The organism is Telluria sp. AZSoR62 (assembly GCF_058111565.1).
In genome coordinates this window covers 1-537 of sequence record NZ_JBYTST010000058.1, presented here as the reverse complement: position 1 = coordinate 537, position 537 = coordinate 1, and the positions used below count along the sequence as shown (strand labels likewise).

Genomic DNA, 537 nt, shown 5'->3' with positions numbered 1-537 from the left:
CACTACTTTGGGAATCTCGGTTGATTTCTTTTCCTGCAGCTACTTAGATGTTTCAGTTCGCCGCGTTCGCTTTGCATGCCTATGTATTCAGCATGCAATGACCTAAAAGGCCGGGTTTCCCCATTCGGAAATCTGCGGATCAAAGTGTGTTTGCTCACTCCCCGCAGCTTATCGCAAGCTACTACGTCCTTCATCGCCTGTAATCGCCAAGGCATCCACCATGTGCACTTATTCGCTTGTCCCTATAACGTTGGCCCCTGCTGACAACAGGGATCGTCATAGAAAATCAAGAGTACAGCTTGTTGCATGTTTGTTGATTTGTTACTACCCAGAGCACGCATTGTCATGCGTACTCAATAAAACTTTACTTCTTCCAGATTGTTAAAGAACGAAAAAACAGTGATCTCGAAAAGACCAAACCTAAACCACATCAGCTAAATCGCTGGGCTTACGTTTGAACTTTTGGTGGAGGATGACGGGATCGAACCGACGACCCCCTGCTTGCAAAGCAGGTGCTCTCCCAGCTGAGCTAATCCC

At 47.1% G+C, this 537-nt stretch carries 1 rRNA gene; it reads right to left on the bottom strand.

The annotated features are described in order from the left end of the window. A 23S ribosomal RNA gene (locus AC3XQU_RS22840) occupies window positions 1–242 on the bottom strand; the annotation flags it as partial. Between the last annotated feature and the right edge of the window lie 295 nt (window positions 243–537).